The 13,446-nt window shown below is 54.2% G+C and carries 11 protein-coding genes; 5 read left to right on the forward strand and 6 right to left on the reverse strand.

The window, feature by feature from the left end; all coding sequences use genetic code 11:
• Positions 1–9 precede the first annotated feature (9 nt).
• Positions 10–1,143 (reverse strand): efflux RND transporter periplasmic adaptor subunit, encoded by a 1,134-nt coding sequence (locus GW591_RS22150; protein ID WP_119261280.1) that lies wholly within the window; start codon positions 1,141–1,143, stop codon positions 10–12.
• Positions 1,144–1,762: 619 nt separating this feature from the next.
• Between GW591_RS22150 and GW591_RS22155 the strand changes: the two genes are divergently transcribed.
• Positions 1,763–3,364, forward strand: coding sequence for a PTS transporter subunit EIIC (locus GW591_RS22155; protein WP_013574140.1), 1,602 nt, complete (start codon positions 1,763–1,765; stop codon positions 3,362–3,364).
• A gap of 6 nt (positions 3,365–3,370) precedes the next feature.
• Here the strand turns inward: GW591_RS22155 and GW591_RS22160 are convergent, their stop codons facing one another.
• Together GW591_RS22160 and GW591_RS22165 are read right to left on the reverse strand one after the other, a co-directional pair.
• Positions 3,371–4,111 (reverse strand): GntR family transcriptional regulator, encoded by a 741-nt coding sequence (locus tag GW591_RS22160; RefSeq protein WP_015689424.1) that lies wholly within the window; start codon positions 4,109–4,111, stop codon positions 3,371–3,373.
• 183 nt (positions 4,112–4,294) lie between these two features.
• Positions 4,295–6,049: an ABC transporter ATP-binding protein/permease gene (locus GW591_RS22165; protein ID WP_013574142.1), complete on the reverse strand. Its 1,755-nt coding sequence runs from the start codon at positions 6,047–6,049 to the stop codon at positions 4,295–4,297.
• 129 nt (positions 6,050–6,178) lie between these two features.
• Here GW591_RS22165 and GW591_RS22170 point away from each other — a divergent pair, with 129 nt between their 5' ends.
• The gene (locus tag GW591_RS22170) at positions 6,179–6,895 is read left to right on the forward strand and encodes a tetratricopeptide repeat protein (RefSeq protein ID WP_013574143.1); all 717 of its coding nucleotides are present in this window, start codon (positions 6,179–6,181) and stop codon (positions 6,893–6,895) included.
• Positions 6,896–7,057: 162 nt separating this feature from the next.
• Here GW591_RS22170 and GW591_RS22175 read toward each other — a convergent pair whose 3' ends face one another.
• The gene (locus GW591_RS22175) at positions 7,058–7,927 is read right to left on the reverse strand and encodes an MBL fold metallo-hydrolase (protein WP_166861378.1); all 870 of its coding nucleotides are present in this window, start codon (positions 7,925–7,927) and stop codon (positions 7,058–7,060) included.
• 115 nt (positions 7,928–8,042) lie between these two features.
• On the opposite strand from GW591_RS22175, the gene GW591_RS22180 reads away from it, so the two are divergent.
• Both GW591_RS22180 and GW591_RS22185 read left to right on the forward strand, forming a co-directional pair.
• Positions 8,043–8,960: a LysR family transcriptional regulator gene (locus GW591_RS22180; protein WP_013574145.1), complete on the forward strand. Its 918-nt coding sequence runs from the start codon at positions 8,043–8,045 to the stop codon at positions 8,958–8,960.
• Positions 8,961–9,180: 220 nt separating this feature from the next.
• A complete protein-coding gene (locus tag GW591_RS22185; protein ID WP_013574146.1) occupies positions 9,181–10,344 on the forward strand; it encodes an MFS transporter in 1,164 nt (387 codons plus the stop codon).
• Positions 10,345–10,408: 64 nt separating this feature from the next.
• Here the strand turns inward: GW591_RS22185 and GW591_RS22190 are convergent, their stop codons facing one another.
• Complete coding sequence (locus GW591_RS22190) at positions 10,409–11,332, reverse strand: LysR family transcriptional regulator (RefSeq protein WP_013574147.1); 924 nt, start codon at positions 11,330–11,332, stop codon at positions 10,409–10,411.
• Between the two features lie 134 nt (positions 11,333–11,466).
• Between GW591_RS22190 and lysA the strand changes: the two genes are divergently transcribed.
• Positions 11,467–12,726, forward strand: a complete 1,260-nt coding sequence (gene lysA, locus GW591_RS22195) for a diaminopimelate decarboxylase (protein WP_153376642.1) — start codon at positions 11,467–11,469, stop codon at positions 12,724–12,726.
• 164 nt (positions 12,727–12,890) lie between these two features.
• Here the strand turns inward: lysA and GW591_RS22200 are convergent, their stop codons facing one another.
• The gene (locus GW591_RS22200; RefSeq protein ID WP_013574149.1) at positions 12,891–13,208 is read right to left on the reverse strand and encodes a PTS lactose/cellobiose transporter subunit IIA; all 318 of its coding nucleotides are present in this window, start codon (positions 13,206–13,208) and stop codon (positions 12,891–12,893) included.
• Positions 13,209–13,446: the final 238 nt, after the last annotated feature.

Consider the following 13,446-nt stretch of genomic DNA (forward strand, 5'->3'; position numbering starts at 1 on the left):
TCAGCTCACCTATTGCGCGGAAGGATCGGTCATCGCGAGATTAGCCTGTTCGGCAGGGGCACTGGCTTTACGCTCGGTGGCGTTGACTTTGGCGCCCGGCCTGACGTTCTGTAATCCGTCGGTGATCACTTTGTCGCCGTCATTCAGACCCTGACTGACTAACCAGTTACCGTTCATCATCTGACCGGTGGTGATGGAACGCTGCTCAACGGTGCTGTCGGCTTTCACCACATACACATAAGGCGCACCTTTGACGTCATGCATGATGGCTTCCTGCGGTACCAGAATACCTTTGTCATCAATGCCTTGTTGTAACTGGGCGTGAACAAACATACCCGGCAGCAGTTCGTCGTGCGGGTTCGGGAAAGAGGCCCGCAGGGTAACGGAACCGGTACTTTGCGACACGGTGACTTCGGAGAATTCCAGCTTGCCCGGCAGGGCGTATTTGCTGCCATCTTCCAGCGTCAGGGTGGCCTGCGCGGCGTTGTCACCGGCGGATTGCAACTTACCGGAAGCCAGCGCGCGACGCAGTTTCAGCAAATCTTGTGAGGATTCATTGACGTCAACATAGATAGGATTGAGCTGATCGATAGTGGTCAGATATGCCGTCTGGCCGCTGGTCACCAGCGCACCTTCGGTATACAGCGAGCGGCCAATATGGCCGGAAATCGGCGCGTACACTTTGGTGTATTGCAGATTGACACGGGCGGTCTCGACATCCGCTGCGGCTTCGCGCTCGGCGGCTACGGCATCATCATATTGCTGACGGCTGACCGCCTGCGCTTCAACCAGCGGTTTATAGCGGCGGGCGGTGGCGTCGGCGCTTTTCCAGGTCGCCATCGCGCGATCGAAAGCGGCCTGATAGGTTGACGGATCAATCTGATAAAGCTGCTGACCGGCTTTGACTTCGCTGCCTTCCACGAACAGACGTTTTTGGATCACGCCGCTCACCTGCGGACGGACTTCCGCGCTGCGAACCGCGGTGGTGCGGCCGGGCAGACTGGTGGTGAGGGCGACGGGCTGGCTGTGCAAAGTAACGACATTCACCGCAGGAGCCTGTGCTGCCGGGGAAGCAGAACTGGCAGAACCATCACATGCGGAAAGCAGTACCACTGTACTGACAGAAAGTAACTTCAGGCGCATAGAATTCACTCTTTTGGGGGAATTGAGAATAACCATTCTCAACAAGTCCTTCACTATACGAGAGCGCCTGATTTCCCGGTGTAAGGATATTGTCATCACCCATGTTTCTATATTTCAAAACATGAGGATTATGTTGCTACATAATCCCTTGTTCTTGTGTGGTTTTAGTCTTTTCGTGCAGTGGAAAATGGCAGGAAAGTCATTACTTAGTAAACTAATTAATAGGCCATAAGAATAATTATCAGAGGGATGTTCTAAAAGTGAATGAATTGTTAGGTGTTAAAAAAGTGTGATGCATATCAAACAAATTTATACATTTTAACCTGCTCCTTACCTGAAAAGACTAAGGGATTAAGCCCGCAGCCGTTACCTTAAGGGCCGAGAACGAGCAGTTCTCACATTTGCTTGTTGCCAGCCGTTTTGAACAGCGGCCAGTTGCAACCCCCATGCCCACAGTCCGATGTGGGCTTTTTTTTTGCCTTTGCACCGCCAGCCAGCTTTCCTCTCGCAAAACTGTGATCCCTTTCATACTCCTGACTGCTATGTCTATACAACTATACATTCTGTGACTTAACTCAATTAACGGTTTATTTTTAGCCAGCGAATTGAGGGAAGACAGATGATAAAACTTGGCAGCAAGGTTCACGATCTGGGGAAAGCCCTGATGACGCCTATCTCGGTGATTGCCGCCGCCGGGATTTTCTTAGGCCTGGCCGCCGCATTGCAGAATCCGGCGGTCACTGGTGAAACCTTTACCCAGATGAAAACATTGCAACTGGTCATCGGCTTTATCCGTCAGGTCTCCGGTGCGCTGTTCGCTAATTTGCCGTTGTTTTTTGCGGTCGCCACGGCAATGGGGCTGGCTAATGCAGAGAAGGCCACGGCGGCGTTTTCCGCCGTGATCGGTTTTGTCGGGCTGCACGTCGGGGTTAATTACAGCCTGCTGGCGCAGGGTATTACGCCGGAAACCATTACGGTCGCCAAACTCACGGCAAAAGGCATGACCGAAAGTGACGCGATGATTTACGCCGCCGAGTTCACCAACACGCTGGGGATTTTCACCTACAACATGAGCGTGCTGGGCGGGGTGCTGGTCGGCCTGATCACCATGTGGCTGCACAACCGTTTCTATACCATCGTGCTGCCGACGGCGATCGCGTTTTTTGGCGGGCGGCGTTTTGTACCAATTGTCACCGTGCTGGTGCTGCCGATCGTCGGTGTGCTGATGTCGCTGATCTGGCCGACGATCGCCCAGGGGATCCAGTGGATCGGCGAGCTGATCGGGCGCACGGGCGAGATCGGCACCTTTATTTATGCCACCTCAGAACGTTTGCTGATCCCGACCGGTTTGCATCACATCATTAATGAAACCGTGCGCTTTACCCCCATCGGCGGTGTCACCACGGTGGATAACCAGAGTATTGTCGGCGCGCTGAATATCTTTAATGCTGCGCTGGCCAATCCGGGCACGATCTCCGATGCGGTCACGCAGCAGGCGACGCGCTTCCTGGCGCAGGGGAAAATCCCGGTGATGATGTTCGGGTTACCGGCGGCGGCGCTGGCGATGTATCACTGCGCGCGGCCGGAACATAAAGGCCGCGTGAAAGCGCTGATGCTGGCGGGCGCACTGGCGTCATTTACCACCGGGATCACTGAACCGCTGGAGTTCTGCTTTATTTTCGTTTCGCCGGTGCTGTATTTCCTGCATGCGGTGCTGACGGGGTTGTCGTTCGTGCTGATGCAAATGCTGCATGTGATGATCGGTAACGTGCAGGGCGGGGCGATCGACTTCCTGATCTTCGGTGTGCTCGGCGGCAGCCGCACGCACTGGTGGTATCCGCTGATCCTCGGCATCATCTACGCGCCACTGTATTACTTCACGTTCCGCTGGGTCATTCTGCGGATGCAGGTAAAAACGCCGGGGCGTGAGGATGAAAATGATGCCGAAGAACGCGCAAAACCGGCGCAGGGCACGGGCGAAAAAACCAAAAATATCATCATCGGACTGGGCGGCGAGGGGAATATTACGGCGGTCGATTGCTGTTTCACCCGCCTGCGCGTGAAGGTCAAAGATATGACTCAGATACAGGATGGCACATTAATGAAAACCGGCGCGATGGGGGTGAAACGCATCACCGAAACGGATGTGCATGTGATCTATGGCCCGCAGGTTGAACAGGTGGCGAATCTGGTGAAGGCGGAGTTGTCGGGCATTGCCTGACGGCGCTTAAGCTTTCACTTTGGCATGGACGCTGAAGCCATAGTTTTTCTGGTTGTAGTAGACATCAGACACTTCAAACAGCGTGCCGTCAGTGAACGACACAATCGCGTGGGAATGCAGCACCGGCTGGTCGCGTGACAGGTTGAGCGCGACGCGTATCTCGTTGGACGGCAGTTCTGCCGAAATCAGTTTGGTGCTGCCCGCAGGCTGGAAACCTTTCGAGCGAATATAAGCATATTTTGACGATGTCATGGCGGCGCGCGTGATATCCGGGAACCGGTCGCACAGCATCCAGCATTGTTCATACACAAACGGCTCATCACCGAGCAGACGCAGGCGGATCATAAAATAAACTTCAGTACCGGCGGGAATATTCAGTTCGCGGGCAATGTCTTCACTGGCAGGCATACGGCGAAATTCCAGCACCTGATTTTCAATGCGCTGATTATTTTCCTGGGCGACTTCGCTGGCGGTGAGATGCCGGTCGAGCGGCAGAATGATTTTTTGCTGCTTTGGCGGCTCAACGACAAAGGTGCCGCGACCGCGAAAACGGGCCACACGCCCCTGACGCACCAGATAATCCACGGCTTTTCGCGCGGTCATGCGCGAGACGCCATAGATTTCGCACATGGCGGCTTCGGTCGGGATCGGATCTCCGGGGCGGATTTCGCCGGTGCTGATTTTTTCGGTAAGTTGCTGCTCAATTTGCAGATAAAGCGGCGTGAACGAATTTTTGTCTATCTTCATTAACCCTTACCTCCGACCCTTTTAAATTTCACTTAAGAATAATTGTATAGTCAGCTATACAAAGCAGCCAGCCACCCTGTTGGTTTTCTGCTCAAAATGGGTTTCAGCACACACAAAAAATAAAGGTTGCTGACATCAGCAACCTTTCTGCATTTTGAAACCACTTTCCGGTGGCGTCAGGCGTTATTCAGGCAACAGCGCCGTGGAGGTGAATCCGCACGGGCCATTTTCCTGATTTTTGAACCGCCAGCAGTGCTGATGGTATTTCGCGACCGAATTACGGTGTGCCACACTGATAACTGACGTTTCCGGCAATTCGCTCAGCAGCAGAGCGTATACCTGTTGTTCGGTTTCGTCATCCAGTGCGCTGGTGGCTTCGTCGAGGAACAGCGTATCGGGTTTGATCAACAGCGCACGGGCAAAGGAGAGCCGCTGCTGTTCACCCGGCGAGAGGCGCTGGCTCCAGTTGGCGTAATCATCCAGAATTTCTACCGCCGCCAGATGTGACAGACGACATTGCGTCAGCACCTGTTGCAGTTGTTCATCCGTATATTCACGGCTGGCGTCAGGATAACTGAGCGCATCGCGCAATGTGCCAATCGGAATGTAACTGCGCTGTGGCAGGAACAGATAACGCTTACCTTCTGCCAGCGCAATATTGCCTGAGCCGTAAGGCCAGATACCGGCAATCGCACGCAGCAACGTTGATTTACCACAACCGGAAGGCCCGGCAATCAGCACGCGTTCGCCCGGTTGCATGGCAGCAGAAATATTGCAAAACAGCGGATTCCCGTTCGGCAGGTTCAGCGTCAGTTTATCAAGCTGTAAGGCGTGTTCGGTGCTTTTGCCTACGCTGATGCCGCGCGGCTGAGCGTTAACCTGATCGATTGCCGCATTGAAACCGGCAAGACGGTTAACCGTGGCTTTCCAGTTTGCCAGATCGGTAAAGGCATCGATGAACCAGGACAACGCGCCCTGCACCTGACCGAACGCGGAAGCAATCTGCATCAGCGCACCCATCTGGATCGCGCCGGCGAAATAGCGCGGTGACGCCACCAGGATCGGGAAAATATTGGCAAACTGCGCGTAAAAGTTGGATGCCACGTTCAGGCGACGGGTGACGCGCATGATAGACCACCAGTTGGTTTTGATGGATTCAAACTTGCCGGTCAGCTGATCGTGCTCGTTTTTTTCACCGTGATACAGCGCGATCGCGTCGCTGTTTTCACGAATACGGATCAGGCCAAAACGGAAGTTCGCCTCGAACCATTCCTGATTAAACCCGAGTCTTACCAGCGGCTTACCGATATACCAGATAATGAAGGAACCAATGGCGGCATAGAGCAGCGCGAACCACAGCATGTAGCCGGGGATTTCAACGTGATGGCCCGCGAGCATAAAGTTCAGCGGCCCGCTGATCGACCACAAAATAAATACGAAGGAGAACAGCGTCACCACGCTCGACAGCAGACCGAGCACCAGAGAAAGTGTCCCGCTGGTCAGGGCATTCAGGTCATCGGAAATACGCTGATCGGGGTTATCCACCTGATGCTGATACTCCGTGTAATAATAGGCGTGATTGGTCAGCCACTTCTCCATATACTCTTCAGTCATCCAGCGCCGCCAGCTCATTTGCAGACCCTGCGTCAGATACACTCTGTAGATGGCGATAACGATGAACAACAGCGCCAGCCAGGTAAATTTAAATAGCTGGGCTTTGAAAACCGGATAGTTTCTGTTTTGCAGCGCGTCATAAAAGACACGGTTCCATTCGTTAAACTGTACGCTGAGGTACACACCGGCCAGCGAAAGGATGATGATTGTGGTCAACATGCTCCAGGCACGCCACTTTTCTTCTGAGCGCCAGTAAGGCTTAATTAACTGCCAGACGGCGCCCCATTGCGCCGATTTCCCAGGTTTTTTAGTCATAATAGCCATGTGTAATCGATATGTTGTAAAGCCAATCATCCCAGAATGAGTGGCTCAGTGCGATAGGGCAATGAGCCACTTGTAAGGATGTTTTTCCAGCACGAAGCTCTGTAGACCACAAAAGTAGAAGGATGTTTGATGAAAGTCGCAGTGAATTTACTGCTGGTGGCAGGATGTTTTGCCAGTGTTCAGGCGTTTGCCCAGATTGATGAACCGGATATCGACGCCGATTGTGTTAAAGCCGGGATTTATGCCGCTGCCGGAAAAGTGGCTTATCAGCAGGGTGATATGGGCAAAGCCCGGGAAATTTTTCGTAATCAGGTCGCCTGGAGCGAGTTTTGCCATAAGCCGCAGGACCAGATTGCCACGGCCTACAACAACATTGCGTTGACCTACATAAAGCAGGGCGATTATCTGAAAGCCAAGGCCTGGCTGATGCTGGCACCTGCTGACAAAAAATCACAATACAACCTGAGTCAGATGCAGCCAAAACTGGATGCCTTGCCGCCAGCCGAAAGTCCGGCAGGGATTTACTGGCAATATGCCGGGTTTGGTAGCTGGAATATCGTCGAAGTGAAAGCCGAAGAAGCGCAGTTTAAAATCGATTTCAGCGGTTTATACATGGGGCAGATGTCACTGTATTACGGCCCGAATACCGGCGATTTTTCGGTGGTGACGGCAATCAAGGATAATCACGCGGTTTACCACGAAGCCGATGATGCCTCCGCCGGTGGCGGCGAGTGTAGCGTGGACATGAATTTCGCACCCCGGAGCGTTAAACTTCACACCACCAATGACTGCGGTTTCGGTCACAACGTGCAGGCCGAAGGCGAATTTGTACGGGTGACGCCGTAAGTTTAAAACCCGCCTCAGGCGGGTTTTAAGGGCTAATACCTCGTCAATGCACATTTCAACTTTTTGATTTTGCTGCAATACACCAGCCCAACCTCCTCTCGCAGGGGAGGGAGCCGATCGACGTATGCCTTTAGCCGAAGAGGGCGCCGAGTCAGGTTATATTCACTGCGGCCACTTCATTTCGCCCTTCAATACTTTCGCACTCAGTTGTAATGAAGAATCGTCTTTCAGTTGCGGATAATGTTTTTTCATCGCGGCGATAAGCGCGGCAGAATCTTTCGCTTTCGGTAATTCTTTTTCCAGCGTCAGCAGATACTGGCGGGTGAATTCCACCGATTCCAGCGTTTTTGGCGCGCCCGGCAGGAAATGTCCCGGTACAACGACTTGCGGATTAAGACCGGTAATTTCATTGAGCGCTTCTACCCACTGTTTACGGGATTTCGGCGTCTGCGTATCTGCTGTCCAGACATGCATGTTATTGCCATTCACCAGCACGCCGCCCACTACCGCTTTCAGCGACGGGATCCAGACAAACGTCCGTTCTTTATCTACGCCCTGAACCTCAAACTGATGGCCTTCGAGTTCAAAGGTCGTACCTTTCAGCGGTTCAGGAACCACAACAGATTTTGGCGCATTGTCTTTCAACTGCGGTCCCCAGAAAGCGACTTTGCCGTCTTTGCTGGCGTTGATCTGGTCGATGGTGGCCTGCGTTGCCACGATTTTGGCGTCCGGGAACGCGGCATGGATGACATCCAGCCCGAAGTAGTAATCCGGGTCGGACTGGCTGATGTACACCGTCGTCAGTTTCTTGCCGGTCGCCTTGATCATTTCCACCAGTTTTTCTGCGTCATTGCGCTGGAACTGCGCGTCGATCAGAACTGCTTCTTTATCGCCGGTAATGATTTCAGAAGAAACCGGGAAAACGCTTTTTTCACCGGGGTTATACACGTCCATTTTCAGTGCACTGGCGGCGTGAGCGGACAGGCTGCTGCCCAGCAGGGCGGCGATCAGAGTCAGATGTTTCAGTTGCATGGGTTTTCCTCAGAGACGTAAATAATCACATTCAGTAAGACTCTACTGTACGTTGCATAATCCGCGGGAAAAACCGGATAATGCGCAACTGTTTGTTGCATAAACCGGACGAATCATGGACAGAATTACCGCTGCACAAGTGTTTGTTGCCATTGTTGAACGGGGAAGCATGGTCAGTGCTGCCGAATCGCTGAATATGTCGCGGGCGATGGTGACACGTTATCTGTCGGAGATGGAAAAGTGGTCGGGCGCGCGCCTGCTGCACCGCTCCACCCGCAAACTCAGCCTGACGGATGCGGGCGAAAACACGCTGGCGCGTTGCCGGAAAATGCTGTCGGTGGCGGCGGAAATGAGCAGCGTGGCGGATACGGGCGATGAAGCGTTGCGCGGTTTGCTGCGTCTGAGTTGCTCACAATCTTTCGGGCAGGGTGCGGTGGTGATTGCGGTCAGTGAATTTTTGCGCCGACATCCGCAGGTCAGTATCGATCTTCAGCTGGAAAGCCGGGCGATCAATCTGGTGGAAGACCGGATTGATCTGGCGCTGCGCATCACTAACGATCTGGATCCGAACCTGATCGCCCGGCCGCTGGCGCTGTGTCCGTCGGTCGTCTGCGCGTCGCCGGCTTATCTGGCCGCGCAGGGTACGCCGCAGCATCCGCAGGATCTGGCAGTCCACAACTGCCTGACGTACACCTGGTTCGGCAAAAGCCTGTGGCAGTTTGCACGGCAGGGTGAACAGGTCGCGATTCCGGTGAGCGGAAATCTGAGCGCCAATGAATCGCTGGTGCTGCTGACCGGGGCAGTGGAAGGCGCGGGAATCGTCATGCAGCCTTATTATTCGGCGGCACCGCTGATTGCCAGCGGTCAGCTTGTCGCCTTACTCAGCGGGTGGCAGCCACAGGAAATGGGGATTTATGCGATTTACATGTCCCGGCGGCAAATGCCGGCGGCGTTGCGAGCGCTGCTCGATTTTCTGGTGGAATGGTTCAAAGGCCATCCGCGCTGGCTGTCGCTGACAGAAGAAAAACGCTGAGTCACCGGCAGGGAATAAGCCAGTGGAATCGGTCCCTTTTTCGTCTTCCGCGCATTCCCTGCAATGTATTGTTATGTAAAGATTAATCCTGATATCGGGTGTTTTTCAGGCAGCAAGGGCACAGACTGCGTCTGGTCAAAAGTGTGATCAACGTGGTATTTAAACCCATCCGGCGCAATGCCGGTGCCTTTACTCATCACTAAAAATATCCGGAGTTTTTATGCCTGTCGCACTCCTGGCACTGGCGCTCAGCGCGTTTGCCATCGGTACCACTGAATTCGTCATCATGGGGCTGCTCCCCAACGTGGCGGGGGATCTGAATGTCAGTATTCCTTCTGCAGGCTGGTTAATCAGCGGATACGCGCTGGGTGTGGCAATCGGGGCACCGATCATGGCCGTGCTGACGGCAAAACTGCCGCGCAAGAACACCCTGCTGCTGCTGATGAGCATCTTTATTATTGGCAACGTGATGTGCGCGCTGTCGTACAGCTACGATTTCCTGATGCTGGCGCGCGTGATCACCGCGCTGTGTCATGGTGCCTTCTTCGGGATTGGCGCGGTGGTAGCGGCAAGTCTGGTGGCGCCTAACCGTCGTGCTTCAGCGGTTGCGCTGATGTTCACCGGCCTGACACTGGCTAACGTGCTGGGCGTTCCGCTCGGTACTGCGCTCGGACAGGCTTTCGGCTGGCGTTCAACCTTCTGGGTGGTGGCGGTGATTGGCGTGGCCTCACTGTTCGCACTCTATAAAAAGCTGCCGGATAAGAAAGAAGAAGAGCCGACTGATCTGCGTAAGGAAATCCGTGCGCTGGGTAGCCTGGGATTATGGCTGTCGCTGTCGATCACTATTTTCTTTGCTGCCGCGATGTTCGCGCTGTTCACGTATATCGCGCCTATCCTGACGCAAATTACCGGCGTGTCTGAGCACGGTGTCAGCTGGACGCTGCTGCTGATCGGCCTCGGTCTGACCATCGGTAACGTGCTGGGCGGGCGTCTGGCGGACTGGCGTCTGGGTATCTCGCTGACCCTGACTTTCCTGATGATCGCCATATTCTCCGTGCTGTTCAGCTACACCAGCGTTCATCTGGTGGCGGCGGAAATCACGCTGTTTATCTGGGCGATGGTGAACTTTGCCGCGGTGCCTGCCTTGCAGGTTAACGTGGTGACCTATGGCAAAAACGCGCCAAACCTGGTGTCGACCCTGAACATTGCGGCGTTTAACGTGGGCAATGCGCTGGGTGCCTGGGTGGGCGGCGCGGTGATTGAACGCGGAATGGGACTGAGCACTGTGCCGCTGGCGGCGGGCGCACTCGGCGCTATCGGCTTCGTACTGTGTGTGATCACTTTCCGCCGTGCGGCGAAGAAAGCGGAAAAAGCGGCCGCGTAATTCAGCCGCTAAAAAAATTAAAGGCCATGCAGGATTTCTCCGGCGTGGCCTTATTTTTTTCTGTTCAGCGCATCAGCGCGGCCTCGAGATGCCCGGCAAAGCGTTGCGCCTGCTGATGGCAGTGTTCGGTAAATGTGGTGACCAGCGCCGAAGCGGGGCGGTGCAATGGCCGGATCAGGCTGACGGTAAAGGGTACGGCGACGCTGAATTCCCGCAGGACGAGTCCGTTGTCACAATAATCCAATGCGGTCAGCGGGTTGACGATCGACACGCCCGCGCCTTCGCGCACCATACTGCACACTGACGCGGCGCTGTGGGTTTCCATCACCAGCCGCCGCGTAACCTGTTGTTCCATAAATAACGTATCCAGCAGTTGCCGGTAACTGTCGGTCGCCGACAGGCTGATATAATTCAGTCCGCTGAAATCTTGTGGTGTGAGTCGCGATTTCTCAGCCAAAGGATGTCCGGCAGGCAGCACGCACACTTCGTTCAGTGTCAGCAGCGTCTGTCGCTCGGTTCCGGCTGGGGTCTGGGTGTTTTCCGTCAACCCCAAATCATGGCGCTGCGCCGACAGCCATTCTTCCAGCAGCGGCGATTCCTGCGGCACAATATTGAAACTGACGTCAGGGTAGCGGTCGAGAAACGGTTTACACACCGCAGGCAGCAGCGACTGACTGAACACCGGCAGGCAGGCGATCGACAGTTGCGCCTGCTCGAACTGGCGGATGCCTTCCGCTGCGCTGATAATTCTGTCCAGCCCGTAGTACGAGCGCTGCACTTCCTCAAACAGCCGCAGACCCTGAACGGTAGGATATAAACGCCCGCGCAGGCGTTCGAATAACTGCAGATTCAGCAACTTTTCGCAGCGCGCCAGTTCACGGCTGACTGTCGGCTGCGAGGTATTGAGCAACGCAGCGGCTTCCGTCAGATTGCCGGTGGTCATGACCGCATGAAAAATTTCGATATGGCGCAGGGAAATAGCTGGCATGGTTTCATCCGCTAAGCGATGACAATAGCCCATATCATAAATGAATAGACTTGCCTGAAATAGATATTTTATCGCCGGTCTGCCACGCGGCATACTGAGGGAAATATGACGGACTTCAACTGACGGAAAATCTTATGCCACGCGCTCTGAACGATATGTCTACCGCGCTTAATGCCGCGAATTTACTGGCTCTGCCGCAACAATTTGGCTGCCCTGTGTGGGCGTATGACGCTGAGATTATCAAACAGCGCATCGCGCAGTTGCGCCAGTTTGACGTGATCCGTTTTGCGCAGAAAGCCTGTTCTAATATTCATATCCTGCGTCTGATGCGCGAGCAGGGCGTGAAGGTCGATTCCGTTTCTCTGGGTGAAATTGAGCGTGCGCTGGTGGCCGGTTTTATTCCGGGCGGCACAGACAGTGAGATTGTGTTTACTGCTGACGTACTGGATCAACCGACGCTGGAGCGCGTGACAGCGCTGGATATTCCGGTGAACGCCGGTTCCATCGACATGCTCAGTCAGATTGGTCAGCATAAAGCCGGGCATCCGGTGTGGCTGCGCGTGAACCCGGGCTTCGGTCACGGGCACAGCCAGAAAACCAATACCGGCGGGGAAAACAGTAAACACGGGATCTGGTATGCCGATTTACCGCAGGCGCTGACAGAGATTGCCCGTTACGACCTGAAACTGGTGGGCATTCATATGCATATCGGTTCCGGCGTGGATTATGGTCACCTTGAGCAGGTTTGCGATGCGATGGTGCGTCAGGTGATTGAAACCGGACACGATATTGAAGCGATCTCCGCCGGTGGCGGCCTGTCGATCCCCTATCATTTTGAAGAAGAATCCATTGATACCGGCCACTATTTTGGTCTGTGGAATCGTGCGCGCGAGCAGATTGCCGCGCATCTCGGGCATGAGATTAAACTGGAGATCGAACCGGGGCGTTTCCTGGTGGCGGAATCCGGCGTGCTGGTGGCGCAAATCCGTGCGGTGAAAAACATGGGCAGCCGTCATTTCGTGTTGTGCGACGCAGGCTTTAATGACCTGATGCGCCCGGCGATGTACGGCAGCTATCATCATATTTCACTGTTACCGGCCGATGGCCGCGATGTGAGCGGACAACCGCTGACGGATTCCGTGATCGCCGGTCCGCTGTGTGAATCCGGCGACGTGTTTACCCAGCAGGCAGGCGGCGGAGTGGAAACCTTCCCGCTGCCGCCGGTACACATCGGCGATTATCTGGTGTTCCACGATACCGGCGCGTACGGCGCATCGATGTCATCAAACTACAACACCCGACCTCTGCTGCCGGAAGTATTGTTTGAGAATGGCGTGCCAAGACTGATTCGTCGCAGGCAGACGGTGGAAGAGTTAATTGCTCTGGAGCTCTAGTCTCTGCGTCTGAGCCGGTGAGGTGGCTTGCTTTGCTCCTCCCCCTGCGAAGGGGGAGGCGGGGAGGGGGTTTTAAATACAAAGCAATGAGTTAAAGCACACTTTGAATTTTGTTTTTGACCTTAATACCCCACCCCAATCCTCCCCTTCGCAGGGGAGAAAGTTTACTTATCAAACATCTCTTTTCTCAGTAACACGATTTCTTCTGCCAGATCACGGCACAGCATGGCGGTCATCAGATGATCCTGCGAGTGCACCATGATCAGATTCACCGGAATTTTCCCCACGCCTTCATCCAGGCCAATCAGTTGCGTCTGTACTTTGTGCGCAACACGCGCCGCGTCGTCCGAGGCTTTCAGCATCGCATCAGCCTGTTCCCATTCTTTTTTACGTGCATGCTGAATCGCCATCATGGCGTTAGATCGTGCTTCTCCGGCGTTGATCAATAACTCCATCACCGTTTGTTCCAGATCGAATTCCATCGAAAACTCCAAATTGGTATACCAGAAAGGGGTGAAATCATCATATTGGAATTCCAATATTCACATGTGAGAACGCTGTCACAGAAATTAATTCGTATTCCGCTATTTTTTGGCATGCCACATTACGAAATTATTCCCGAAATATGGCCGACAGGATGATTTACAGAACCGGAATCTGACCCTGCTTCGTACGACACCTTTATTCCTCATTCAATATAAAAGGTGAAGACGAAATCAA

The organism is Rahnella aceris (assembly GCF_011684115.1).
GTDB lineage: Bacteria > Pseudomonadota > Gammaproteobacteria > Enterobacterales > Enterobacteriaceae > Rahnella > Rahnella aceris.